Consider the following 26,370-nt stretch of genomic DNA (forward strand, 5'->3'; position numbering starts at 1 on the left):
GCAGCGCCATCCGGCAATTCAAGAAATTAAGGAAGCATGTTATGGCACTTTGGGGTGGGCGTTTTACTCAGGCAGCAGATCAGCGGTTCAAACAGTTCAACGATTCGTTGCGTTTTGATTACCGTCTGGCGGAGCAGGATATTGTTGGCTCTGTGGCCTGGTCCAAAGCGTTGGTAACGGTTGGTGTACTGACTGCCGATGAACAGCTGCAATTGGAAGAGGCGCTGAATAACCTGCTGGAAGAAGTGCGTCTGGATCCGCAGCAAATCCTTCAGAGCGATGCCGAAGATATTCATAGCTGGGTGGAAGGAAAACTGATCGACAAAGTCGGTCAGTTAGGTAAAAAGCTGCATACCGGGCGTAGCCGTAATGACCAGGTCGCTACCGATTTGAAACTGTGGTGCAAAGAGACGGTGACCGAACTGCTTACCGCGAATCGCCAGTTGCAGAGCGCACTGGTCGAGACGGCGGAAAATAACCAGGATGCGGTGATGCCGGGGTATACCCACCTGCAGCGCGCGCAGCCGGTGACGTTTGCGCACTGGTGTCTGGCGTATGTCGAAATGCTGGCGCGCGATGAAAGCCGTCTGCAGGATGCGTTAAAGCGTCTGGACGTTAGCCCATTAGGCTGCGGCGCCCTGGCCGGGACCGCGTATGAAATCGATCGTGAACAGCTGGCGGGTTGGCTGGGCTTTGCCTCGGCCACACGTAACAGTCTGGACAGCGTCTCCGATCGTGACCACGTGCTGGAACTGCTGTCTGACGCCTCTATCGGTATGGTACACCTGTCGCGTTTTGCCGAAGACCTGATTTTCTTTAACACTGGCGAAGCGGGCTTTGTTGAGCTTTCCGATCGCGTGACCTCCGGTTCTTCATTGATGCCGCAGAAGAAAAACCCGGATGCGCTGGAGTTGATTCGCGGTAAATGTGGCCGTGTTCAGGGCGCGTTGACCGGCATGATGATGACGCTGAAGGGGCTACCGCTGGCGTATAACAAAGATATGCAGGAAGACAAAGAAGGTTTGTTCGACGCGCTCGACACCTGGCTGGACTGTCTGCATATGGCTGCGCTGGTGCTGGACGGCATTCAGGTGAAACGTCCGCGTTGCCAGGAAGCGGCACAGCAGGGTTACGCTAACGCCACCGAACTGGCGGATTATCTGGTCGCGAAAGGCGTCCCGTTCCGTGAAGCGCACCATATCGTGGGTGAAACGGTCGTTGAGGCGATTCGTCAGGGGAAACCGCTGGAAGACCTGCCGCTCGCCGATCTGCAGAAATTCAGTAGCGTCATCGGCGATGACGTGTACCCGATCCTCTCCCTGCAGTCGTGTCTGGATAAACGTGCGGCGAAGGGCGGGGTATCTCCTCAGCAGGTCGCACAAGCGATCAGCTACGCGAAGGCGCGTCTGGCATAACGGTTATTCTGTCTTACCAGGCCTGGCGAGATGCCAGGCTTTTTTATGGCATAAAAACACGCATTACTGACCATAATATGCATTCGCGCCATGTTTTCTCAAAAAGTGCTTGTCCAGTAACGTTTGCTGCATGGCGGTGAGGTGAGGTTGCAACTGCTGTGTGAACAAATTCATATAAGCAATTTCCTCGAGCACAACAGCGTTATGCACGGCGTTGGACGGATCGGTTCCCCACGCAAAGGGTCCATGGCTGTTTACCAGTACCGCAGGGATATCGTGGGAAGAGATCCCTCGCTGTCGAAAGGTTTCAATAATGACCTGACCGGTATCGTATTCGTAACGCCCGTTGATTTCGTCATCCCGCATGGGGCGTGTGCAAGGAACTGGGCCATAAAAATAATCTGCATGAGTTGTCCCCAACGGAAGTAAATCTTTTCCGGCTTGCGACCAGATGGTGGCATGGCGGGAATGGGTATGGACGATACCACCAATGTCAGGAAAAGCATGATATAGCGCCAGGTGAGTGTCAGTATCAGATGATGGTTTTTTATTGCCCTCAATGACGTTGCCACTGTCTATATCAATGACGACCATATCATCCAGATTCATGTTGTTATATTCGACCCCTGAAGGTTTTATGACCATGATCCCTTTTTCGCGATCGATACCGCTGACATTTCCCCAGGTAAAGGTGACCAGTTGATGGGCTGGCAGGGATAAATTAGCGGCAAGGACGTCTTGTTTCAGCGTATTCATTCGGTACTCCTGAATTACTGTTGAATATTTAAAGAAAGCGGAGTGTGCACGTTTTTTAATTTGTATGATTCATGAGTGTTGTTATTTAAATTACGCCGAATAAATAAGATGTAAAATGCCAGTGGTGCTAGCGAGGGCGTAAAACCACGTAAACGGGTGAATTCGGAATGATTCGGGCATATTTGATGATATTTTGAGTGCCCATAAATGCCCGAGTTGTGGTTTTATTGTGGAGTTAACCGAACGAAAATAGGGAAATTTGTGATGTGCATTGCTTTGTGTTGTCGTTGGTTATACCAATTGCATTGGCATTTATGATTAATATCACACTTATTGGTCGTGTGTCATTCATGTAAAACGATCCTTGACACGACTCACTTTAATTAACGGCAAAAGGACTGATTATATAGACATGATGAAATCAGTGGTTGCGAGTCGATATTATGCTGCAGGCAGAACGTTATAAAATGATTTGTGCACATGTTCAGAAGCAAGGAGCAGTGCGCGTTACGGAACTGTCGCAATTATGTCAGGTGTCGCAGGAAACGATTCGCCGGGATCTGACAAGGCTGGAAAAAAATAAGAAACTTACCCGCAGCTTTGGAGGAGCAGTCTCACTGGATATTCCGGATATTACGTCGGTAACTATCGAAGATAATACCTGGCAGGTAAACAGTGTAGATCGTGCAGAATCATTTCGTAAGCGCACAGAGGAACATCCTGATATTAAAGCTAAAATCGCCAAAGCAGCACTTCAGTTTATTCATCCTGGCGACTGTATTTTAATGGATAACAGTAGTACCTGTTGGTTTCTGGCCCGACAAATTCCGGATATCGATATTACCGTTGTGACCAATTCGCTTCGTATTATCCAGGCGCTGGCTTGCCGGGATAAAGTTCGTATTATTGGCATTGGCGGGGAATATTCTGAGCGTCATGACGATTTTCATGGTCCGGTTGCAGAGAGTGCCATCAGGAACTTTCAGATTAACAGTTTGTTTTTTTCTTGTCAGGGACTGAACCTGGAAAATGGGATCCGTGATGGTAGTGAAATAAATGCCAGGCTGAAGCAGGTTATGCTTCAGGTTTCAGCACAAAAAATATTGATGGTTGACTCCAGTAAGTTTGAGCAGTTTGCCTTTAGTAAAATATGTATGCTGGATGAAATCGATATTATGGTGACTGATCGATGCTGTGACGAACGTTACCGTAGTTTGCATCCACAGTTAAATGTTGTCGAAGTCGATAAGTAATAGATGTAAATCGTTATCTGAATAATTGAGATTATTCTCCGATTATTTAGCCAATACCAGAGAAAGGTCGAAATTAATAAAAAGTCAGGCTGATATTTTTATCGGGTTTTCCTGACGCATGAAGCTATTTCTTGAGGAAACTACGATGAGAAAATTACTTTTACCCTGCCTGATTACTGCTGTTTTAACGTCAACGACTGCCTGGGCGGAACAACCTGCCGCACCGCAAAAAGCAAACAAACCTTTTACGATGGGCGTTGTGGTCAAGGTGGGGGGCATTCCATGGTTTAACGTGATGGAACAAGGTATTAAGGAAGAGGGAAAGGCATTGGGTGTTAATGCCTGGCAAGTCGGACCGACGACGGCAGACCCGGCTGAGCAGGTCCGCGCTATTGAAGATTTAATTGCCAAAAAAGTCGATGTGATTGGCGTTGTGCCAAATGATGCAAAAGTCCTGGAGCCAGTGCTGAAGCGCGCTCAGGAAGCCGGTATTAAAGTCATTACCCATGAGTCGCCGAACCAGGCCAATGCAGACTGGGATTTTGAATTACTGAACACCCAAACCATGGGCGCCAATCATATGAAAGACATGGCTAAATGTATGGGTGAAGAAGGCAAGTACGCCATGTTTGTGGGCAGTCTGACGGTACCGTTGGTGAATGATTGGGCTGATGCCGCTATTGCCTATCAAAAAGAACATTATCCCAAAATGACACTGGTAGAAGATCGCTTTGGCGTGGCGGAATCAGTGGATGATTCGATGCGTACTGCGAATGACCTGATGTCTAAATATAAAGATCTCAAAGGCATTATGTCATTTGGTTCGCAAGGTCCGATTGGTGCTGGCCGTGCCATTGATAAACGCAAGAAAAACGATGCGATTTGCGTATTTGGCACTTTCACGCCAGGTCAGGGAATTAAGCTGCTGGAAAAAGGAGCCATTGATGGCGGCTATATTTCTAACCCAATGACGGCAGGCAAAGTCTTTGTCCAGGTTGCAACCGCAATGATGAACGGCGAACCCATTAAAGATGGCGTAACACTCGGTGATATGGGGGAAATTAAAGTTCAGAACAACACTATTCTGAGCGATAACCCTGAAAAACTCGATCTCGAAAATACGCAACGTTTAGTGAAATTAGGTTTGTAATGCCTATGTACCTCCGGGTCGTTGCTGGCCCGGACATCCTTACCGTCGTTCAGGAGCAGCAAGATGCCTCATAGTACAGAGCGAAATGCGGGTGAGCCGTTAGTGACATTAAAGTCACTGACTAAAAGCTTTGGTGGTCATCAGGCATTAAAAAATATTGATCTCACGATTAATAAAGGTGAGGTTCACTGTCTTGCGGGTGCGAACGGTTGTGGTAAAAGCACGTTGATAAAAACACTGAGCGGAGTTTATACCCCGGATACCGGCAGCGAAATTATCATTGATAATAAATCCTGGCAAAGACTGTCACCTGATAAAGCACGCGAATTAGGCATTCAGGTTATTTACCAGGATCTCTCTTTGTTTCCTAACCTGACGGTAGCGGAAAATATTGCCTTTGAGTACAACCTGAAAGGGTATTTGCGCTGGCATAAAAAATCCCACCTTAAAACCGTATCGCAAAAAATCATCCAGGAATTGAATTTCAATCTCAATGCGGATGCGCTGGTTCAGCATTTGCCTATTGCACAACGCCAGCAGGTGGCGATTTGTCGTGCCCTGGTCGCGGAAGCCAGGCTGGTTATTATGGATGAACCCACGGCGTCACTGACCCGTACTGAAGTTAACCAGCTTCTACGTACGGTGAATTATCTTCGTGAGAAAAATATTACTGTAGTTTTTGTCAGTCACCGACTGGATGAAGTGAAAGAAATTTCTGATCGCATTACGGTGATTCGCGACGGTGAGATCATTGGCACCTGGGCCGCAGATTTATTGTCACCTGGACACATTACTGAGCTGATGACTGGCAAAACAATCGTTCATCAGAAAAAATTGCCAAATAGCATTGGCGGAAAAGTCGTTCTTGAATTGAGTAAATTAAGTCGGAAAGGGCAGTTTGAGGATATTTCTTTCCAGCTTCATCAGGGCGAAGTGCTGGGATTGTGTGGTTTATTAGGTTCAGGACGAACAGAACTGGCGTTAAGTCTTTTTGGTATCACGCATCCGGATAGTGGTGATATTTATCTGGAGGGGAAGAAAGTCGCGATTAAAGATAATACGCAAGCCGTGAACCTGGGTATTGCCTATGTCTCTGAAGATCGCCTGACACTGGGGGCCGTTTTACCACAGTCAGTCAGCGACAATATGGTGCTCTCAATTCTGAATCGGTTAAAAACACCGTGGCAGTGCATTGATGAAAAGCGCCAGTCGACCCTTGTTAAGGAATGGATTCAGGATCTGGATATTAAAGTCGCCGATCCTGATAACCCACTGTCTACCCTTTCGGGCGGTAATCAGCAAAAAGTGGTGCTGGCGAAATGGATTTTAACGCGTCCGAAAGTCCTGATTCTTGATGCACCAACCGTTGGTGTCGATATCGGCGCGAAAGACAGCATTTATCAGCTTATTCATCGGCTTTCCGGGGTCGGTATTTCTGTATTGCTGATTACTGATGAGGCACCAGAAGCCTATTACAACTGCGATCGTATTTTCCATATGCAGCGTGGAAAGATTATTAATGAACTGCTGCCTTCTTGTTATACGGAACAGCAATTCGCGGAGGTGATTAATGGCTAATGTATTGCAGCCCCGATTTCCACGTTCGGTTGAAGGATGGCTGGGGTGGGTCATTGTTCTGATGCTGGCGTTTTTTTCTCTGATGAGCGATGAATTCCTGTCGATTCAGAATCTGCTGGATCTTACCGAAAGCTATGCCGTGACGGGGATTTTCGCCCTCGGTTTGTTTGTCGTCCTGGTGACCGGCGGTATTGATATTTCATTTGCGGCTGTCGCTTCCGTCGTGCAGTACGTAGTGGCGTCGTTGCTACTTAGTGGAACGATCGCCAATCCCTTGCTGTGTCTTGGGCTCGCGATCGCGCTGGGTGTGATATTTGGTTTGATCAACGCGATCCTGATTTATTACCTCAATGTGGTTTCCATCATTATCACTATCAGTATGCAGTCGCTGCTGTTTGGCATGCTGATGTGGTTGACGAACGGTCACAGCATTTACGACTTACCCGACTGGTGGGTTACGCAGCGATCCCTTTTTAGCTTTGAGATTGAAGGGGAAATGTATCAGGTCGGATTGCCGTTGGCGGTCATGCTGGGTATGGCCTGCATCACCTGGATGATCATGAATAAAACTCACATCGGACGTCAGCTTTATGCCGTCGGGGGTAGTGCGGAGTCGGCGCGGCGAATCGGTATTCGGGTTTCACTGATTTATCTGTTCGCCTATGGCTATCTTGGCGTCGCAGCGGCGATTGGCGGAATGCTGCAGGCGTATCGTATGAGCGAAGTGGTTCCCAATGCGTTGGTTGGGGGGGAGTTGGATGTCCTGGCGGCTGCGGTACTGGGAGGGGCGAGCTTATCCGGTGGACGCGGTTCCGTGATAGGTACGCTGATGGGGGTGTTCCTCATCGGGATACTCAAAAATGGTCTCAATCTGATCGGTGTGTCCAGCTACTTCGTCAATATTGTCATCGGGGTAGTCATTGTCTCGGCTATCTGCGTTACCCATTACAAAAAACGTAAAGAAACGGACGTTGGATTCGTCTGACAAGGGGCTTGAAATGAAAAAACAGGCATTTTTACCAATCGATGGCACCAGCTCCGGTTTACTGGCGATATGTTTTTTTGCCGTGGTGGCATTTAGTCTGGCGATGCCCGGACGTTTTTTTACTGATAATACGTTTCTGAGTATTGCCTTCCAGTTGCCGGAGCTGGGACTGCTCACCTTCGCGATGTTTGTCCCCATGTTGAGTGGCGGACTGAACCTGGCAATTATCGGTACTGCGAATCTGACCAGTTTGTTTATGGCCTGGCTGTTAATCCGGTTTGTGCCCGCGGATGCGTCCACTGTCCTGCAGTTAGGGTGGCTATTACTGGCATTACTGGGAGCGATGATCATTGCCATCGTAATTGGAGCCATTACGGGGATGATTATTTCCCGGGTTGGGGCTCACCCGATTCTGGTCACGCTGGGCAGCATGACGATTATCAGCGGCATTGGTATCTATCTCACCAAGGGCGCTGCGCTGAGTGGGATGCCGCCGATTGTCCGCAGTATCGGCTCGGAAGTGGTTTATGGCATACCCGTTCCCATGGTGATTTTTATCGTCGCGACGATCATGCTGGCGCTGTTTCTCGGAAAAACCCGCACGGGAAAAGTGATTTACATGTGCGGCAGCAATATCAATGCAACCTGGTTTAGCGGTATTCGGACTGACCGTGTACTGATTGCGATTTATGCACTGTCCAGTCTGCTCTGCGTGCTGGCTGGGCTCATTATGTTGGCCCGCTTTAACTCTGCGCGTATGGGCTATGGCGATTCTTATCTACTGCTGACAGTGCTGGCCATTGTCCTGGGCGGTACCGATCCGTTTGGCGGAGTTGGCAAAGTCGGTCATGTCTTCTGCGCGCTGTTGGTGCTTCAGGTGATCGCCACCGGATTAAGCCTGTCAGGCCTCAGTCTGCATTTCAATCTGGCCGTTTGGGGAATGACATTAATTGCCGCCCTGGCGTTTAAATTCTTCAAACAGAAATGGCAGGCGCGGCGTGCCATGAATAACAGCCTGAAAGCCTTTCAACAACAACTGGCCACTCGTGAGGGAAGATAATGCGTAGCCATCCATTAGGTATTTATGAAAAGGCACTCCCCAGGAATACCAGTTGGGTAGAAAAACTGGCTCTGGCGAAATCATGTGGTTTCGATTTTGTTGAAATGTCAGTAGATGAAAGTGAGGAACGACTGGCTCGTCTGGACTGGTCGCTTGCAGAACGCATGGAAATCATCAGCGCGATTCAGAAAACCGGAGTGCGTATTCCGACCCTGTGTTTGTCTGCTCATCGTCGGTTCCCGTTTGGCAGCCACGATAGCGATATTCGCCAGCAAGCGCGAATGATTATGCAAAAAGCATTGCGGCTGGCGCAAGACCTGGGGATTCGAACCATTCAGCTTGCCGGGTATGACGTTTACTATGAGCCGCAGAATGACGATACCATCGCCTCGTTTGAAGAGGCGATGGCCTGGGTGGCAGAGCAGGCCGCCGCCGCACAGGTAATGTGTGCTGTGGAAATTATGGATACGCCCTTTATCAACTCCATCAGTAAATGGAAGGTACTGGATGCGAAAATTAATTCTCCGTGGTTTTCCGTTTACCCCGACGTGGGCAATCTCACGGCATGGGGCAATGAGCTGGAGAGCGAGCTGGTAAAAGGTATTGACCGGATTGCGGCCATTCATCTTAAGGATACCTTCCCGGTGACGCCAGAGTCTCCAGGGCAGTTCCGCGATGTTCCCTTTGGTGAAGGATGCGTGGACTTCGTCATGTTATTCAGAATATTACGTCGTCTGAACTACCGGGGTACTTTCCTGATTGAGATGTGGACGGAAAAGTCCACCGAACCGTTACTGGAAATTATCCACGCGCGGCAGTGGATAGAAAGTAAGATGCAGGCGGCGGGATGGTATGACGATCGGTCGCTTATCGCAGGATAAGGAGAAGACAATGAACCATTACTTTATGGGCATTGATTTGGGCGGCACCGTCACCAAGGCGGGAATCTATACCGCCGAGGGCAGGGAAATCACGGTAGCCGCTCAGACCTTACCGTTACTTAGCCCACAGGCGGGATTCTGTGAACGCGATATGGATGAACTTTGGGTTGCAACCTGTGAAGTCATTCGGCGTGCGCTGGCTGAAAGCCATCTGTCAGCAGAACAGATTTACGGGATTAGTTTTTCCTCACATGGCAAAGGACTTTACCTGGTTAATAAGACAGGAACGCCGATACGTAACGGGATCGTCTCTTCGGATTCACGGACGCAGTCTTTGGTGGCAGCCTGGAAAGCACAGGATGTCGATCGACTGGCGTATCCGCTTAGCTTTCAGCAGTTGTGGCCTTCCCATCCGGCGGTATTGCTGAAGTGGTTGAAACTGCACGAACCGGAGAACTACGCACGTACGGGCTATGTCTTGATGGCCCACGATTATATCCGTTATCGCCTGACGGGGGAGTTCACCTGCGAAGAAACCAATATCTCGGGTAGTCAGTTGTTTAATTTGCAGCGTAATGAGTTTGATCCCACCTTGTTTGCTCTGTTTGGCATTGAAGAGATGATCGGTTGCATGCCGAAGGTGATTGGCTCTGCTGAACTGGCGGGGACGCTCACGCCAGATGCTGCTGCGTTATGTGGGTTGAAAACAGGAACGCCAGTCTTTGGCGGGGTGTTTGATGTGGTTGGCGCAGCCATCACTTCTGGCGTCTATGACAGTTCACAGTTAAGTGCCGTCGCCGGGACGTGGTCTATTGCCACCCGGGTTTTTGATAGCATTATCCCGGCAGATTATCCGTATGTATGGGGTAAATTCAGTATTCCGGGACACTATTTCGCTCATGAAGGCAGCCCCACCTCCGCCAGTAATCTGACCTGGTTTATTCAGCACTTTTTCCCGGAGTTGCAGGACGATCATGACACGCTTAACCAGTGGGTGGAACGTGGGTATGAGAAGTCGGATTGTATTCTGTTTTTCCCCTGGCTATACGGTTCGAATTATTGTGATTCATTAAGCGGCGGGTTCTTTGGGGTGGGAGGACATCACAGCGCAGAGGACATGGTTTTCGCTATCTATCAGGGAATTGTGTTCTCGCATCTGCTGCATCAGGACAAACTGTTGCAGCTTAGTGAGGGGACTCAAACAATTCGTTTTACCGGTGGTCCCACACATTCACGTATCTGGATGCAGATGTTTTGCGATGCCAGCAATCTCCCACTTGAGATTGTGGACGTGGCGCAGTCTGGCTGCCGGGCGGCGGCGATGTGCGCGGCCGTAGGGACGGGGGATTATGTCGGTTTTGAGCAAGCGATTAAGGCGACTCAGCCGCCGGTGATTCGTCTGGAGCCTGACGCAGAAAAGCATCAATTGCTGCGCCGGCGGTTCGAACGATTCAGACGTGTTGCGAAAGCCCTGAGTTCTATTGATTGCGAGTAACAGCATGTCGCTGATTCATCAATGCCTGGCGTAAAGCCAGGCTTTTTTACGCAAAAAAAATGCGGACCTCAGGTCCGCAAAAGTTCACGTTGGCTTTAGTTATTTGGGTATGAGAGAGACTCTCAGAACGGGCAGTGGCTTCAAGGGTTAAACGAGACCGCTCCGTTTCTGTGATGGATTATCAGACAGAAAGCTTGATAGGGATAATCGTTCGTTGCTATGCTACCTATCGCCATGAACTATCGTGGCGATGGAGGATGAATAATGAATATTCGTGATCTTGAATACCTGGTGGCATTAGCCGAACATCGCCACTTCCGGCGCGCGGCGGACTCCTGTCACGTCAGCCAGCCAACGCTGAGCGGGCAAATCCGCAAGCTGGAAGATGAGCTTGGCGTGATGCTGCTGGAGCGTACGAGTCGTAAAGTGCTGTTCACCCAGGCGGGTTTACTGCTGGTGGATCAGGCACGTACCGTGCTGCGTGAGGTCAAAGTGCTCAAGGAGATGGCAAGCCAACAGGGCGAAACCATGTCAGGTCCGCTGCACATTGGTTTGATTCCCACTGTGGGTCCTTACCTGCTGCCGCATATTATCCCGATGCTGCACCAGACTTTCCCGAAGCTGGAAATGTATCTGCATGAGGCGCAGACCCATCAGTTGCTGGCGCAACTGGATAGTGGCAAGCTTGACTGCGTGATCCTGGCGCTGGTGAAAGAGAGTGAGGCCTTTATTGAAGTGCCGTTGTTCGACGAGCCGATGCTGCTGGCGATCTACGAGGATCACCCGTGGGCGAATCGCGACTGCGTGCCGATGTCCGATCTGGCAGGCGAAAAACTGCTGATGCTGGAGGACGGTCACTGTCTGCGCGATCAGGCGATGGGATTCTGCTTTGAAGCTGGCGCTGACGAAGACACCCACTTCCGTGCGACCAGTCTGGAAACGCTGCGTAACATGGTCGCGGCAGGAAGCGGTATTACCCTGCTGCCTGCGCTGGCGGTTCCGCAAGAACGCAAACGTGATGGCGTGGTGTATCTGCCCTGCATTAAGCCTGAGCCGCGTCGTACGGTGGGACTGGTTTATCGTCCGGGCTCACCGTTGCGTAGTCGCTATGAGCAACTGGCAGAGGCCATCCGTGGTGCAATGGATGGCCATTTCGATAAGGCGTTAAAAAAGGCGGTTTAAGCCATTTAGCGCCGCTACCCGATAGGCTTCTGCCATGGTCGGGTAGTTAAAGGTGGTGTTAACGAAGTACTCAATCGTGTTACCACCACCTTTCTGCTCCATAATCGCCTGACCGATGTGAATAATCTCGGCTGCGCGTTCACCAAAGCAGTGAATTCCCAAAATCTCTTTGGTTTCCCGATGGAATAAAATCTTCAGCGTGCCCACGTTCATGCCGACGATTTGCGCGCGCGCCAGGTGTTTAAACTGAGCACGTCCCACTTCGTAAGGCACTTTCATCGCTGTCAGTTGCTGTTCGGTTTTGCCAACGGAACTGATCTCCGGGATGGTGTAAATCCCGGTGGGGATATCTTCAATCAGGTGCGCGTTCGCTTCCCCTTTCACCAGCGCCTGGGCGGCAATGCGTCCCTGGTCGTATGCTGCGGACGCCAGACTCGGGTAACCGATCACATCACCCACTGCGTAGACGTGCGGCAATGCGGTCTGGTACATGCTGTTGACCTTGAGCTGACCACGGCTGTCGGTTTCCAGACCGATATTCTGCAACGCCAGGGAATCGGTATTCCCGGTACGGCCATTGGCGTACAGCAGGCAGTCGGCCTTCAGTTTCTTACCGGACTTCAGGTGCATGATCACGCCATCGTCGCAACCTTCAATCTTCTCATACTCTTCATTGTGGCGAATGACGACGCCGCTGTTCCAGAAGTGGTAAGAGAGGGAGTCGGACATCTCCTGATCGAGGAACGCCAGCAGACGGTCACGGGTATTGATGAGATCAACTTTGACCTCCATACCGCGGAAGATCGACGCATATTCGCAGCCAATCACCCCGGCACCATAAATAATCACATGGCGCGGTTCGTGGTGCAGGCTGAGGATCGAATCACTGTCATAAATGCGCGGGTGCGAGAAATCCACGTCTGCCGGATGATAAGGGCGCGATCCGCAGGCAATGACAAATTTCTCTGCCGTCAGGGTTTCAACCGTACCGTCATGACATTCCAGCGCCAGCGTGTGTTCGTCAACAAAATGGGCGTTGCCCTGCAAGATCTCGCAGTGGTTACGCTCATAAAAACCCTGCCGCATCCGTGTTTGCTGATTAATCACGTTGTCGGCATGGTTGAGAATATCGGCGAATGAGGAACGAAGCAGGCGGGAATGATCGCTGTAAAGGGGATTCTGATTGAATTCGATAATACGACTGACTGCGTGGCGGAGCGCTTTCGACGGGATGGTGCCCCAGTGGGTGCAACCGCCGCCAACGTTATGATAACGCTCGATAACGGCAACGCGAGCTCCTTGCTTAACCAGACCCATTGCAGCGCCTTCGCCGCCGGGGCCGGAACCTATTACTATGGCATCGTAATCGTAGGAATGTGGCATGGTAAGGCTTACCTGTTCTTATACATAAAAGCAACAGAATAGTAACATCATTGCCGGGATAACCCAATTATCGTTGTGCTTTTTTGCGAAGCTGAAGCACAAACTGCGCGTAAACAATCATTCACAAAGCGGAACAAGCAGATTAACTTTGAACTCTGGTATAGTGCCAGACAAGACATTTGGAAGGATTCAGACATCGTGATGGGCGTTAGAGCGCAGCAAAAAGAAAAAACCCGGCGTTCGCTGGTAGAAGCCGCATTTAGTCAACTGAGCGCGGAGCGTAGCTTCGCCAGTCTCAGTTTGCGTGAAGTCGCACGTGAAGCGGGCATTGCGCCAACCTCCTTTTATCGTCATTTCCGTGATGTTGATGAGCTTGGCCTGACCATGGTCGATGAAAGCGGTCTGATGTTGCGTCAGTTGATGCGCCAGGCGCGTCAGCGTATCGCCAAGGGCGGGAGTGTGATCCGCACCTCGGTCTCCACATTTATGGAGTTCATCGGTAACAACCCCAACGCCTTCCGTTTATTATTGCGTGAACGTTCTGGCACCTCAGCGGCGTTCCGTGCCGCCGTTGCGCGAGAAATTCAGCACTTCATCGCGGAACTTGCGGACTATCTGGAAATCGAAAACCATATGCCGCGTGCGTTTACTGAAGCGCAAGCCGAAGCGATGGTGACGATTGTCTTCAGCGCAGGCGCCGAGGCGCTGGACGTGGGCGCGGAACAGCGTCGGCAGTTAGAAGAGCGACTGGTACTGCAACTGCGCATGATTTCGAAAGGCGCGTATTACTGGTATCGCCGTGAACAAGAGAAGATGCCCCTTATTCCGGGTAACGTGAAGGAAGAGTAATGAAACAGTCAGTTCAGGATAAAGGTACGCTGTTGCTGGCGCTGGTCGCTGGCTTGTCAATCAATGCCACATTCGCGGCGCTGTTTAGCTCCATCGTGCCGTTCTCTGTATTCCCGATTATCTCGCTGGTGCTGACGGTGTACTGTCTGCATCAACGTTATCAGAATCGCACCATGCCTGTGGGGTTGCCGGGCCTGTCTGCCGCCTGCTTTATTCTCGGCGTTCTGCTTTACAGCACCGTGGTGCGCGCGGAGTATCCGGATATCGGCTCCAACTTCTTCCCGGCCGTGTTGTCGGTCATTCTGGTCTTCTGGATCGGCGTGAAAATGCGTAATCGCAAGCAGGAAGTGTCGGAATAAAAACGGTCGATGTCCAGGCCGGATAAGGCATTTATGCCGCTATCCGGCGCGGTATTGCCTGATGGCGCTGCGCTTATCAGGCCTGCAACGTATCACTTCGCCGTCAACAACACCCCGCACTCCATGTGGTGCGTATACGGGAACTGATCAAACAGCGCCAGACGTGACACGTTATGCGTCTGGCTTAATGTTTCCAGGTTCTTGCACAGCGTCTCCGGATTACAGGAGATATACAGAATGCGCGGATACGCCTGCACCATTTTCTCCGTCTCGCTGTCCAGACCGCTGCGGGGCGGATCGACAAAAATCGTTTCGCACTGATAGCTTTTCAGATCGATACCCTGCAAGCGGTTAAACCCGCGCACGCCGTTCATTGCCTGAGTAAACTCTTCCGCCGCCATGCGGATAATCTGCACGTTATCAATCTGATTCGCCGCAATGTTGTATTGCGCGGCGGCAACGGACGGCTTGGCGATTTCGGTCGCCAGTACGCGATCAAAGTTGCGCGCCAGCGCGAGCGAAAAGTTGCCATTCCCGCAGTACAGTTCGAGCAGATCGCCTTTCGATGCGCGGGTGGCATCCAGCGCCCACTCCAGCATCTGAATGTTCATTGCCGCATTCGGCTGTGTAAAGCTGTTCTCTACCTGGCGATAGATCATCTCTTTGCCCGCGACCGGCAAGCGTTCATCGATGTAATCCTGGTCCAGCGCGATTTTGGTTTTCGTTGCGCGGCCAATCAGATGTACATTCAGGTTTTGCGCACGCAGAGCATCGCGCAATGCTTCGGCGGCTTCACGCCACTCGTCGTCCAGTTTTTTATGATACAGCAGCGAAACCACCGCCTGATTGCTCATGGTGGTGAGGTAATCAATCTGGAACAGCTTATGGCGCAGCACGCGGTTGTCGCGCACGCCTGCGATCATCGCGGTCATCAACTGGTTGATCAGTTCACTCGCCGCCGGGAAGCTGTCGACGCGGATTCGGCTTTTGCTCTGCTGATCAAAAATGATGTGATACAGGTCGTCACCATCGTGCCAGATGCGGAACTCCGCACGCATACGGTAGTGACTGACCGGTGAGCGAAACACTTCCGGAACCAGGTCAGAAAAGGGCGCCATCATACTCTGCAAACGCACCACTTTCTCGGCGAGCTGCGCGTCATACTGTTCTGTCGGAAGGTGTTCGGGGGTCATGATGTATCCTGAAAAATATAAGTACGCGGGGATTGTAGGGATTGCTCAACAGATGTCCAGACATTGATGACTTCCAATTTTTAACAAACGCGCTGGACAGTAAGATGTTACAAACTGTAGCATCCGTGTGCCGGTCCTGTGAGTTAATAGGGAATCCAGTGTAAATCTGGAGCTGACGCGCAGCGGTAAGGAAAGGTGAAATGAGAGCGTAAGCAGACACTGCCTTCGGGTGGGAAGTCTTCATTTCTATTATCCCTGACGGGGATAACCCTCCAAGCCCGAAGACCTGCCGGCTTACGTCGCAACTGGTTTTCATCATCGCGTACTATCGGTGGGACCTGCGGCATCCTTCTTATATTGTGGATGCTTTACAATGATTAAAAAAACATCGCTGCTGACGGCACTCTCCGTCACGGCTTTTTCGGGTTGGGCACAGGATGCCACCCCTGACACGCTTGTCGTGACGGCAAACCGTTTTCAACAACCTGTTAATACCGTTCTGGCCCCTACTGATATCGTCACCCGCGAGGATATCGAACGCTGGCAGTCCCGAACCGTTCTGGATGTCATGCGCCGCCTGCCAGGCGTGGATGTCGCTCAGAATGGCGGCATGGGGCAAAGCTCTTCTCTGTTTGTGCGGGGTACCGAAGCGAAACACGTTCTGGTGTTAGTCGATGGTATTCCGGTCGCCCGTCCGGGCATTTCGAATAACTCCGATATTGACCAGATTCCGGTTTCGCTGGTACAGCGCATCGAGTATATCCGCGGCCCGCGTTCAGCGATTTATGGCTCTGGCGCGATTGGCGGCGTGGTGAACATCATCACCATGACGGGTGAGGAGCGTTCGCAGATTAATGCTGGCGTGGGGTCAAAAGGTTATCAGCAATATGACGGTACGTACCGCCAGCGTTTTGGCGATACCGTGGTAACCGCGGCCGGGGCTTATCAGACCACCAAAGGCTTCGATGTTCAGCCGCGCTCCAGCTACAGCGGCGATAGCGATCGCGATGGCTATCGCAATAAACTGTTCTGGGGAGGCGTTGAGCACAAATTTAACGACCAATTCGATGGTTACTTCCGTGGCTACGGCTATGCCAGTAATGCTGATTATGATCAGGGAAGCTGGGGTTATGACGGCGGAAACGACGAGCACCAGAATTACACCCAGTCGTGGGATACGGGGTTACGCTTCAATTCCGGTATCTACTCGTCGCAACTGGTCGCCAACTACCAGCGTATAAAGGACTATAACTACAGCAGCCTGAACGGGCGCTATGCGACAGGTTATAGCCTTGATGATATGGAACAGCGCTACGTCCAGTGGGGCAACAACGTTATTGTCGGACACGGCGCTGTCAGTGCTGGCGTCGACTGGAAACAAGAAAAGCTGATGTCCTTTGGCGAGTATGGGACAGACAACTATAAGCGTGATAACACGGGCCTCTATCTGACCGGGCAACAGCAGATTGATAGCGTGACGCTGGAAGCGTCGGGCCGTGAAGACCATGACGACCAGTTCGGCTGGCACGGTACCTGGCAAACGGCGGCGGGATGGCAGTTTGTTGATGACTATAAGGTGACGCTTTCCTATGGTACGGGCTTCCTTGCACCTTCACTGGGGCAACAGTTTGGTGCGGAGCGTTTTGGTATCGCCTCTAACCCAAACCTGAAGCCGGAAGAGTCGAAGCAGTGGGAAGCCGGGTTAGAAGGGCTGACCGGTCCGCTTGACTGGCGTCTGTCGACCTATCGCTACAAAATTCAGAACCTGATCGACTACAACAACAATACCTACTTCAACGTCAAATCCGCGACCATCAAAGGTCTGGAATGGACGGGGAACCTGACGACCGGGCCGGTCGATCATCGCTTAACGTTGCAGTATGTTGATCCGCGTGATGATGAAACCGATCAGCAGCTTTATCGCCGCGCTAAGCAGCAGGTGAAGTATGAGCTGAGCGGACAGGTCTACGATCTGGGCTGGGATGTGACCTATCAGTATATTGGCGAGCGTTACGATTACGACTACGACAATTCCCGTAAGGTGAAAATGGGCGGGCTGAGCGTGTGGGACATCGGACTTTCATATCCAGTCACCTCACATCTCACAGTTCGTGGTAAAATAGCCAACCTGTTCGATAAAGATTACGAGACAGTTTATGGCTACCAAACTGCAGGACGGGAATACACCTTGTCTGGCAGCTACACCTTCTGATCCACGTCCCACCGTGCTGGTATTTGATTCCGGCGTCGGTGGGTTGTCGGTCTATGATGAGATTCGGCACCTCCTGCCGGATCTCCACTATATCTACGCTTTCGATAACGTGGCTTTTCCTTACGGGGAGAAGAGTGAGGCGTTTATCGTTGAGCGCGTTGTTGAGATCGTGACGGCGGTACAACAGCATTATCCTCTCTCCCTGGCGGTTATCGCCTGTAACACGGCCAGTACGGTCTCTCTTCCTGCCTTGCGTGAGAAGTTTGCTTTCCCGGTCGTGGGCGTGGTGCCAGCGATAAAACCGGCGGCGCGTCTGACGGCGAATGGCATTGTCGGGTTACTGGCAACGCGCGGGACGGTGAAACGTCCTTATACGCATGAGCTAATTGCGCGCTTTGCGAATGAGTGCCAGATAGCCATGCTGGGGTCTGCAGAGCTGGTGGAACTGGCGGAAGCGAAGTTGCACGGCGAGCCCGTGCCGCTGGAAGAGCTGCAACGGATCCTGCGCCCGTGGCTGCGGATGCCGGAACCGCCTGATACCGTGGTGCTTGGCTGTACCCACTTTCCCCTGTTGCAGGAAGAACTCTTACAGGTTCTGCCTGAAGGAACGCGACTGGTCGATTCCGGGGCGGCCATTGCGCGACGTACCGCCTGGCTATTAGAACATGAAGCGCCGGATGCGAAATCAGCAGATGCCAACATTGCCTATTGCATGGCGATGACGCCAGAAACTGAGCAATTATTGCCCGTTTTGCAGCGCTATGGCTTTGAATCGCTCGAAAAACTGGCGGTTTAACGCTGTTTTGGGCAAATATTACGCACTCGGAAAATTATTTTAAATTTCCCCTTGTCAGTCTGAAATAACTCCCTATAATGCGCCTCCACTGACACGGAACAACGGCAAACAAGCCGCCGGGTCAGCGGGGTTATCCGGTGAAAACCAGTGATGAACACCGACAGAGAAAAGCAAAAATAAATGCTTGACTCTGAATGAGGAAAACGTAATATACGGGACCTCGCGACAGAGCGCTAAAGCGCGTCGCAACTGCTCTTTAACAATTTATCAGACAATCTGTGTGGGCACTCAGAGTGACATGGATTCTTAACGTCGCAAGACGAAAAATGAATACCAAGTCTCAAAGAGTGAACACGTAATTCATTACGACGTTTAATTCTAAGAGCATCAAACTTAAATTGAAGAGTTTGATCATGGCTCAGATTGAACGCTGGCGGCAGGCCTAACACATGCAAGTCGAACGGTAACAGGAAGCAGCTTGCTGCTTTGCTGACGAGTGGCGGACGGGTGAGTAATGTCTGGGAAACTGCCCGATGGAGGGGGATAACTACTGGAAACGGTAGCTAATACCGCATAATGTCGCAAGACCAAAGAGGGGGACCTTCGGGCCTCTTGCCATCGGATGTGCCCAGATGGGATTAGCTTGTTGGTGAGGTAACGGCTCACCAAGGCGACGATCCCTAGCTGGTCTGAGAGGATGACCAGCCACACTGGAACTGAGACACGGTCCAGACTCCTACGGGAGGCAGCAGTGGGGAATATTGCACAATGGGCGCAAGCCTGATGCAGCCATGCCGCGTGTATGAAGAAGGCCTTCGGGTTGTAAAGTACTTTCAGCGGGGAGGAAGGTGTTGTGGTTAATAACCGCAACAATTGACGTTACCCGCAGAAGAAGCACCGGCTAACTCCGTGCCAGCAGCCGCGGTAATACGGAGGGTGCAAGCGTTAATCGGAATTACTGGGCGTAAAGCGCACGCAGGCGGTCTGTCAAGTCGGATGTGAAATCCCCGGGCTCAACCTGGGAACTGCATTCGAAACTGACAGGCTTGAGTCTCGTAGAGGGGGGTAGAATTCCAGGTGTAGCGGTGAAATGCGTAGAGATCTGGAGGAATACCGGTGGCGAAGGCGGCCCCCTGGACGAAGACTGACGCTCAGGTGCGAAAGCGTGGGGAGCAAACAGGATTAGATACCCTGGTAGTCCACGCCGTAAACGATGTCTATTTGGAGGTTGTTCCCTTGAGGAGTGGCTTCCGGAGCTAACGCGTTAAATAGACCGCCTGGGGAGTACGGCCGCAAGGTTAAAACTCAAATGAATTGACGGGGGCCCGCACAAGCGGTGGAGCATGTGGTTTAATTCGATGCAACGCGAAGAACCTTACCTGGTCTTGACATCCACAGAACTTTCCAGAGATGGATTGGTGCCTTCGGGAACTGTGAGACAGGTGCTGCATGGCTGTCGTCAGCTCGTGTTGTGAAATGTTGGGTTAAGTCCCGCAACGAGCGCAACCCTTATCCTTTGTTGCCAGCGGTCCGGCCGGGAACTCAAAGGAGACTGCCAGTGATAAACTGGAGGAAGGTGGGGATGACGTCAAGTCATCATGGCCCTTACGACCAGGGCTACACACGTGCTACAATGGCATATACAAAGAGAAGCGACCTCGCGAGAGCAAGCGGACCTCATAAAGTATGTCGTAGTCCGGATTGGAGTCTGCAACTCGACTCCATGAAGTCGGAATCGCTAGTAATCGTGGATCAGAATGCCACGGTGAATACGTTCCCGGGCCTTGTACACACCGCCCGTCACACCATGGGAGTGGGTTGCAAAAGAAGTAGGTAGCTTAACCTTCGGGAGGGCGCTTACCACTTTGTGATTCATGACTGGGGTGAAGTCGTAACAAGGTAACCGTAGGGGAACCTGCGGTTGGATCACCTCCTTACCTTAAAGAACCTGCCTTTGCAGTGCCCACACAGATTGTCTGATGAAAAACGAGCAGTAAAACCTCTACAGGCTTGTAGCTCAGGTGGTTAGAGCGCACCCCTGATAAGGGTGAGGTCGGTGGTTCAAGTCCACTCAGGCCTACCAAATTCGCTCCCGTGCTTTGTTGTGGCAAAGCTCGCATACTTCAGTATGCTTCGCTTCACCACGCCGCGCCCGGCAACGAATTAGGGATGAGGTTTAACTACACTGTATGGGGCTATAGCTCAGCTGGGAGAGCGCCTGCTTTGCACGCAGGAGGTCTGCGGTTCGATCCCGCATAGCTCCACCATACTGTAGAACGTAATCAAGAAAACTTCAGAGTGAACCTGAAAAGGTGCACTGCGAAGTTTTGCTCTTTAAAAATCTGGATCAAGCTGAAAATTGAAACGACACACCGTTATTGGTGTGTTCGAGTCTCTCAAATTTTCGCAATCACGATGATGAATCGAAAGAAACATCTTCGGGTTGTGAGGTTAAGCGACTAAGCGTACACGGTGGATGCCCTGGCAGTCAGAGGCGATGAAGGACGTGCTAATCTGCGAAAAGCGCCGGTAAGGTGATATGAACCGCTATAGCCGGCGATGTCCGAATGGGGAAACCCAGTGCAATTCGTTGCACTATCGTTAACTGAATACATAGGTTAACGAGGCGAACCGGGGGAACTGAAACATCTAAGTACCCCGAGGAAAAGAAATCAACCGAGATTCCCCCAGTAGCGGCGAGCGAACGGGGAGCAGCCCAGAGCCTGAATCAGCATGTGTGGTAGTGGAACGGTCTGGAAAGGCCGGCGATACAGGGTGACAGCCCCGTACACAAAACCGCATGTGTTGTGAGCTCGATGAGTAGGGCGGGACACGTGGTATCCTGTCTGAATATGGGGGGACCATCCTCCAAGGCTAAATACTCCTGACTGACCGATAGTGAACCAGTACCGTGAGGGAAAGGCGAAAAGAACCCCGGCGAGGGGAGTGAAAAAGAACCTGAAACCGTGTACGTACAAGCAGTGGGAGCCTCTTTATGGGGTGACTGCGTACCTTTTGTATAATGGGTCAGCGACTTATATTCTGTAGCAAGGTTAACCGAATAGGGGAGCCGAAGGGAAACCGAGTCTTAACTGGGCGTTAAGTTGCAGGGTATAGACCCGAAACCCGGTGATCTAGCCATGGGCAGGTTGAAGGTTGGGTAACACTAACTGGAGGACCGAACCGACTAATGTTGAAAAATTAGCGGATGACTTGTGGCTGGGGGTGAAAGGCCAATCAAACCGGGAGATAGCTGGTTCTCCCCGAAAGCTATTTAGGTAGCGCCTCGTGAATTCATCTCCGGGGGTAGAGCACTGTTTCGGCTAGGGGGTCATCCCGACTTACCAACCCGATGCAAACTGCGAATACCGGAGAATGTTATCACGGGAGACACACGGCGGGTGCTAACGTCCGTCGTGAAGAGGGAAACAACCCAGACCGCCAGCTAAGGTCCCAAAGTCATGGTTAAGTGGGAAACGATGTGGGAAGGCTCAGACAGCCAGGATGTTGGCTTAGAAGCAGCCATCATTTAAAGAAAGCGTAATAGCTCACTGGTCGAGTCGGCCTGCGCGGAAGATGTAACGGGGCTAAACCATGCACCGAAGCTGCGGCAGCGACACTAAGTGTTGTTGGGTAGGGGAGCGTTCTGTAAGCCTGTGAAGGTGTGCTGTGAGGCATGCTGGAGGTATCAGAAGTGCGAATGCTGACATAAGTAACGATAAAGCGGGTGAAAAGCCCGCTCGCCGGAAGACCAAGGGTTCCTGTCCAACGTTAATCGGGGCAGGGTGAGTCGACCCCTAAGGCGAGGCCGAAAGGCGTAGTCGATGGGAAACAGGTTAATATTCCTGTACCAGGTGTTACTGCGAAGGGGGGACGGAGAAGGCTATGTTGGCCGGGCGACGGTTGTCCCGGTTTAAGCGTGTAGGTGTGTGTTCCAGGTAAATCCGGTTCACTTTAACACTGAGGCGTGATGACGAGGCACTACGGTGCTGAAGCAACAAATGCCCTGCTTCCAGGAAAAGCCTCTAAGCATCAGGTAACATCAGATCGTACCCCAAACCGACACAGGTGGTCAGGTAGAGAATACCAAGGCGCTTGAGAGAACTCGGGTGAAGGAACTAGGCAAAATGGTGCCGTAACTTCGGGAGAAGGCACGCTGATACGTAGGTGAAGCGATTTACTCGTGGAGCTGAAATCAGTCGAAGATACCAGCTGGCTGCAACTGTTTATTAAAAACACAGCACTGTGCAAACACGAAAGTGGACGTATACGGTGTGACGCCTGCCCGGTGCCGGAAGGTTAATTGATGGGGTTATCCTCGCGGAGAAGCTCTTGATCGAAGCCCCGGTAAACGGCGGCCGTAACTATAACGGTCCTAAGGTAGCGAAATTCCTTGTCGGGTAAGTTCCGACCTGCACGAATGGCGTAATGATGGCCAGGCTGTCTCCACCCGAGACTCAGTGAAATTGAACTCGCTGTGAAGATGCAGTGTACCCGCGGCAAGACGGAAAGACCCCGTGAACCTTTACTATAGCTTGACACTGAACACTGGTCCTTGATGTGTAGGATAGGTGGGAGGCTTTGAAGCGCGGACGCCAGTTCGTGTGGAGCCAACCTTGAAATACCACCCTTTAATGGCTGGTGTTCTAACGTGGACCCGTAATCCGGGTTACGGACAGTGTCTGGTGGGTAGTTTGACTGGGGCGGTCTCCTCCTAAAGAGTAACGGAGGAGCACGAAGGTTAGCTAATCCTGGTCGGACATCAGGAGGTTAGTGCAAAGGCATAAGCTAGCTTGACTGCGAGCGTGACGGCGCGAGCAGGTGCGAAAGCAGGTCTTAGTGATCCGGTGGTTCTGAATGGAAGGGCCATCGCTCAACGGATAAAAGGTACTCCGGGGATAACAGGCTGATACCGCCCAAGAGTTCATATCGACGGCGGTGTTTGGCACCTCGATGTCGGCTCATCACATCCTGGGGCTGAAGTAGGTCCCAAGGGTATGGCTGTTCGCCATTTAAAGTGGTACGCGAGCTGGGTTTAGAACGTCGTGAGACAGTTCGGTCCCTATCTGCCGTGGGCGCTGGAGAATTGAGGGGGGCTGCTCCTAGTACGAGAGGACCGGAGTGGACGCATCACTGGTGTTCGGGTTGTCATGCCAATGGCACTGCCCGGTAGCTAAATGCGGAAGAGATAAGTGCTGAAAGCATCTAAGCACGAAACTTGCCCCGAGATGAGTTCTCCCTGACCCTTTAAGGGTCCTGAAGGAACGTTGAAGACGACGACGTTGATAGGCCGGGTGTGTAAGCGCAGCGATGCGTTGAGCTAACCGGTACTAATGAACCGTGAGGCTTAACCTTACAACGCCGAAGATGTTTTGGCGGAATAGAGAGATTTTCAGCTTGGATTCAGAGTCCGAAGGATTTTGTGCTGAGACAAGGCGGCAAACGCAGCGACGGAAGGAGCATACATGAGTATGTGACTGACGCCCGCCAGAGCAGCCAACGCAGTATCAGCACAAAAGACACAGGACAGAGTATAAAGAATTTGCCTGGCGGCTGTAGCGCGGTGGTCCCACCTGACCCCATGCCGAACTCAGAAGTGAAACGCCGTAGCGCCGATGGTAGTGTGGGGTCTCCCCATGTGAGAGTAGGGAACTGCCAGGCATCAAATAAGTGAAGAAGCCCATCCTGACGGATGGGCTTTTTTGCGTCCGTCATTTGCTGGAGCATTTTATCGAATAACGCCATCCCGCCATAATACAAGCCATACTGCGGCATATGCGGTAAACTAACCGCGATTTTGCATCAGGAAAGCGTCTATGAATCACTCCCTTAAATCCTGGAATACCTTTGGCATCGATCAAAATGCCAATGAGATTATTTGCGCCGAAAATGAACAACAACTACTTAGCGCATGGCAATCTGCCAATGCGTTGCATCAGCCGGTACTGATACTGGGTGAAGGGAGTAACGTCCTGTTTCTTGACGCCTTCCGCGGGACGGTGATCGTCAATCGTATCAAAGGCATTGAAGTGACAGAGCAACCAGATGCATGGCTGCTGCATGTCGGTGCGGGTGAAAACTGGCATCATCTGGTTCAGCATACGCTACAGCTTGGCATGCCGGGTCTGGAAAACCTGGCGCTGATCCCCGGCTGCGTTGGGTCTTCACCGATCCAGAATATTGGTGCTTACGGCGTGGAGCTCCAGCGAGTTTGTGATTATGTTGACTGTGTTGAGCTGGCGACAGGACAATCTCGGCGCGTGAGTGCGGCTGAATGTCGCTTTGGCTATCGTGACAGTATCTTCAAACATGAATACCAGGATCGCTTCGCGATCGTTGCGGTGGGGTTACGTCTGGCTAAGCAATGGCAGCCAGTGTTGACCTATGGTGACCTGACGCGTCTGGATCCGGCCACGGTAACGCCACAGCAGGTGTTTGATTCGGTTTGCCATATGCGCATGACGAAACTACCCGATCCAAAAGTGAACGGCAATGCGGGCAGCTTTTTTAAGAACCCCGTGGTGGCGGCCGATGTGGCACAAACATTACTGTCCCAATTCCCGAATGCGCCCCATTATCCTCAACTTGACGGTTCAGTAAAGCTGGCGGCAGGTTGGCTCATTGACCAGTGTCAGCTAAAAGGCACCGGGATCGGTGGGGCTGCAGTGCATCGTCAACAAGCCCTGGTGCTGATCAATGCGGATAATGCGACAAGCAACGATGTGGTCCAGCTTGCGCACCTTGTTCGTATGAAAGTGGGTGAAAAATTTAACGTCTGGCTGGAGCCTGAAGTGCGCTTCATCGGGCAGACTGGCGAAGTCAATGCTGTGGAGATCATTGCATGAAGGATAATACCGTTCCTCTGACGCTTATCTCCTTACTGGCCGATGGCGAGTTTCATTCCGGTGAGCAGCTAGGTGAGAAGTTGGGGATGAGTCGGGCGGCCATCAATAAACATATCCAGACCCTACGTGACTGGGGAGTCGATGTTTTTACCGTGCCAGGCAAAGGATACAGTTTACCGGAGCCGATTCAGTTGCTGGATTCCGACCGTATCTACAGCCAGTTGGATCGCGGTACGGTGGCTGTGCTTCCGGTTATCGATTCTACCAATCAGTACCTGCTGGACCGCATCGATCTATTGCAGTCTGGCGATGCCTGTGTGGCGGAATATCAACAGGCAGGTCGTGGACGTCGTGGACGTAAGTGGTTTTCCCCCTTTGGCGCAAACCTTTATCTTTCGATGTTCTGGCGCCTGGAGCAGGGGCCGGCCGCCGCGATCGGCTTAAGCCTGGTGATCGGTATCGTGATGGCTGAGGTGCTGCGCGATCTGGGGGCGGATAAGGTACGGGTGAAGTGGCCTAACGATCTCTACCTGCTGGATCGCAAACTGGCGGGGATCCTGGTCGAGTTAACGGGTAAGACGGGCGATGCTGCGCAGATTGTCATTGGTGCCGGCATTAACATGGCGATGCGCCGTGTGGAAGAAGGCGTGGTGAATCAGGGATGGATTACGTTGCAGGAAGCAGGGATTACGCTCGATCGCAACACGCTGGCAGCAAGGCTCGTTCGTGAATTACGTACCGCGCTGGAGTTATTTGAGCAGGAAGGGCTGGCTCCTTATCTTTCCCGTTGGGAAAAACTGGATAACTTTATCAATCGCCAGGTCAAACTGATTATCGGCGAAAAAGAAATATACGGTATTTCACGAGGTATTGATGCGCAGGGCGCATTACTTCTGGAACAGGATGGCATTATAAAACCGTGGGTTGGGGGAGAAATCTCCCTGAGAAGCGCAGAATAATAAAAAGGGAGCTTTCGCT

General features: G+C 51.7%; 18 protein-coding genes, 2 tRNA genes, 3 rRNA genes and 1 riboswitch. Of the genes, 20 read left to right on the top strand and 3 right to left on the bottom strand.

Annotated features, from left to right (window positions below; all coding sequences use genetic code 11):
- The first annotated feature begins 41 nt into the window (after nucleotides 1-41).
- Complete coding sequence (argH, locus tag WM46_RS21005; RefSeq protein ID WP_102603228.1) at nucleotides 42-1,415, top strand: argininosuccinate lyase; 1,374 nt, start codon at nucleotides 42-44, stop codon at nucleotides 1,413-1,415.
- Between the two features lie 63 nt (nucleotides 1,416-1,478).
- Here argH and araD read toward each other — a convergent pair whose 3' ends face one another.
- The gene (gene araD / locus WM46_RS21010) at nucleotides 1,479-2,171 is read right to left on the bottom strand and encodes an L-ribulose-5-phosphate 4-epimerase (protein WP_102603229.1); all 693 of its coding nucleotides are present in this window, start codon (nucleotides 2,169-2,171) and stop codon (nucleotides 1,479-1,481) included.
- A gap of 443 nt (nucleotides 2,172-2,614) precedes the next feature.
- Here araD and WM46_RS21015 point away from each other — a divergent pair, with 443 nt between their 5' ends.
- The 8 genes from WM46_RS21015 (at nucleotide 2,615) to oxyR (ending at nucleotide 11,755) form a co-directional block, all read left to right on the top strand.
- Nucleotides 2,615-3,424: a DeoR/GlpR family DNA-binding transcription regulator gene (locus tag WM46_RS21015; protein WP_102603230.1), complete on the top strand. Its 810-nt coding sequence runs from the start codon at nucleotides 2,615-2,617 to the stop codon at nucleotides 3,422-3,424.
- A 145-nt stretch (nucleotides 3,425-3,569) separates the two neighbouring features.
- On the top strand, nucleotides 3,570-4,574 hold the full coding sequence (locus tag WM46_RS21020) for a substrate-binding domain-containing protein (RefSeq protein WP_102603231.1): 1,005 nt from the start codon (nucleotides 3,570-3,572) through the stop codon (nucleotides 4,572-4,574).
- A gap of 63 nt (nucleotides 4,575-4,637) precedes the next feature.
- Nucleotides 4,638-6,152 (top strand): sugar ABC transporter ATP-binding protein, encoded by a 1,515-nt coding sequence (locus tag WM46_RS21025; RefSeq protein WP_102603232.1) that lies wholly within the window; start codon nucleotides 4,638-4,640, stop codon nucleotides 6,150-6,152.
- A complete protein-coding gene (locus tag WM46_RS21030; RefSeq protein ID WP_102603233.1) occupies nucleotides 6,145-7,137 on the top strand; it encodes an ABC transporter permease in 993 nt (330 codons plus the stop codon). The genes WM46_RS21025 and WM46_RS21030 overlap by 8 nt, the downstream gene beginning before the upstream one ends.
- Before the next feature lie 13 nt (nucleotides 7,138-7,150).
- Complete coding sequence (locus tag WM46_RS21035) at nucleotides 7,151-8,197, top strand: ABC transporter permease (RefSeq protein ID WP_102603234.1); 1,047 nt, start codon at nucleotides 7,151-7,153, stop codon at nucleotides 8,195-8,197.
- Complete coding sequence (locus tag WM46_RS21040) at nucleotides 8,197-9,078, top strand: L-ribulose-5-phosphate 3-epimerase (RefSeq protein ID WP_102603235.1); 882 nt, start codon at nucleotides 8,197-8,199, stop codon at nucleotides 9,076-9,078. Before WM46_RS21035 ends, WM46_RS21040 begins: the two co-directional genes overlap by 1 nt.
- Nucleotides 9,079-9,088: 10 nt before the next feature.
- Nucleotides 9,089-10,573, top strand: a complete 1,485-nt coding sequence (locus tag WM46_RS21045) for an FGGY-family carbohydrate kinase (protein WP_102603236.1) — start codon at nucleotides 9,089-9,091, stop codon at nucleotides 10,571-10,573.
- A 264-nt stretch (nucleotides 10,574-10,837) separates the two neighbouring features.
- Nucleotides 10,838-11,755, top strand: a complete 918-nt coding sequence (oxyR, locus tag WM46_RS21050; protein ID WP_061075642.1) for a DNA-binding transcriptional regulator OxyR — start codon at nucleotides 10,838-10,840, stop codon at nucleotides 11,753-11,755.
- Here oxyR and sthA read toward each other — a convergent pair.
- A complete protein-coding gene (gene sthA, locus WM46_RS21055) occupies nucleotides 11,738-13,138 on the bottom strand; it encodes a Si-specific NAD(P)(+) transhydrogenase (protein WP_042325654.1) in 1,401 nt (466 codons plus the stop codon). The two genes, oxyR and sthA, sit on opposite strands and share 18 nt — an antisense overlap.
- A 198-nt stretch (nucleotides 13,139-13,336) precedes the next feature.
- Here sthA and fabR point away from each other — a divergent pair, with 198 nt between their 5' ends.
- Together fabR and WM46_RS21065 are read left to right on the top strand one after the other, a co-directional pair.
- On the top strand, nucleotides 13,337-13,987 hold the full coding sequence (fabR, locus tag WM46_RS21060; protein ID WP_043001797.1) for an HTH-type transcriptional repressor FabR: 651 nt from the start codon (nucleotides 13,337-13,339) through the stop codon (nucleotides 13,985-13,987).
- Nucleotides 13,987-14,346: a YijD family membrane protein gene (locus tag WM46_RS21065; protein WP_102603237.1), complete on the top strand. Its 360-nt coding sequence runs from the start codon at nucleotides 13,987-13,989 to the stop codon at nucleotides 14,344-14,346. The genes fabR and WM46_RS21065 overlap by 1 nt, the downstream gene beginning before the upstream one ends.
- 92 nt (nucleotides 14,347-14,438) lie before the next feature.
- On the opposite strand, the gene trmA is transcribed toward WM46_RS21065, so the two are convergent.
- Nucleotides 14,439-15,539, bottom strand: a complete 1,101-nt coding sequence (gene trmA, locus WM46_RS21070) for a tRNA (uridine(54)-C5)-methyltransferase TrmA (protein WP_102603238.1) — start codon at nucleotides 15,537-15,539, stop codon at nucleotides 14,439-14,441.
- A 114-nt stretch (nucleotides 15,540-15,653) separates the two neighbouring features.
- A riboswitch (cobalamin riboswitch) is annotated at nucleotides 15,654-15,848 on the top strand.
- A gap of 64 nt (nucleotides 15,849-15,912) precedes the next feature.
- On the opposite strand from trmA, the gene btuB reads away from it, so the two are divergent.
- The 9 genes from btuB (at nucleotide 15,913) to birA (ending at nucleotide 26,351) form a co-directional block, all read left to right on the top strand.
- Complete coding sequence (gene btuB / locus WM46_RS21075; protein ID WP_102603239.1) at nucleotides 15,913-17,751, top strand: TonB-dependent vitamin B12 receptor BtuB; 1,839 nt, start codon at nucleotides 15,913-15,915, stop codon at nucleotides 17,749-17,751.
- The gene (murI, locus tag WM46_RS21080) at nucleotides 17,696-18,547 is read left to right on the top strand and encodes a glutamate racemase (protein ID WP_061075639.1); all 852 of its coding nucleotides are present in this window, start codon (nucleotides 17,696-17,698) and stop codon (nucleotides 18,545-18,547) included. Before btuB ends, murI begins: the two co-directional genes overlap by 56 nt.
- A gap of 395 nt (nucleotides 18,548-18,942) precedes the next feature.
- Nucleotides 18,943-20,484 (top strand): 16S ribosomal RNA (locus WM46_RS21090).
- A gap of 69 nt (nucleotides 20,485-20,553) precedes the next feature.
- Nucleotides 20,554-20,630, top strand: a tRNA-Ile gene (locus WM46_RS21095).
- A gap of 108 nt (nucleotides 20,631-20,738) precedes the next feature.
- Nucleotides 20,739-20,814, top strand: a tRNA-Ala gene (locus WM46_RS21100).
- A 182-nt stretch (nucleotides 20,815-20,996) separates the two neighbouring features.
- Nucleotides 20,997-23,902: ribosomal RNA gene (locus WM46_RS21105) — 23S ribosomal RNA — on the top strand.
- Nucleotides 23,903-24,092: 190 nt separating this feature from the next.
- A 5S ribosomal RNA gene (gene rrf, locus WM46_RS21110) occupies nucleotides 24,093-24,208 on the top strand.
- The 16S, 23S and 5S rRNA genes sit together here with 2 tRNA genes alongside, the layout of an rRNA operon.
- A gap of 155 nt (nucleotides 24,209-24,363) precedes the next feature.
- Nucleotides 24,364-25,392: a UDP-N-acetylmuramate dehydrogenase gene (murB, locus tag WM46_RS21115; RefSeq protein WP_102603240.1), complete on the top strand. Its 1,029-nt coding sequence runs from the start codon at nucleotides 24,364-24,366 to the stop codon at nucleotides 25,390-25,392.
- Nucleotides 25,389-26,351 (top strand): bifunctional biotin--[acetyl-CoA-carboxylase] ligase/biotin operon repressor BirA, encoded by a 963-nt coding sequence (gene birA, locus WM46_RS21120; RefSeq protein ID WP_102603241.1) that lies wholly within the window; start codon nucleotides 25,389-25,391, stop codon nucleotides 26,349-26,351. The genes murB and birA overlap by 4 nt, the downstream gene beginning before the upstream one ends.
- Nucleotides 26,352-26,370 lie beyond the last annotated feature (19 nt).

Source organism: Citrobacter freundii complex sp. CFNIH2, from assembly GCF_002880615.1.
In the GTDB taxonomy this organism is placed as follows: domain Bacteria; phylum Pseudomonadota; class Gammaproteobacteria; order Enterobacterales; family Enterobacteriaceae; genus Citrobacter_A; species Citrobacter_A amalonaticus_F.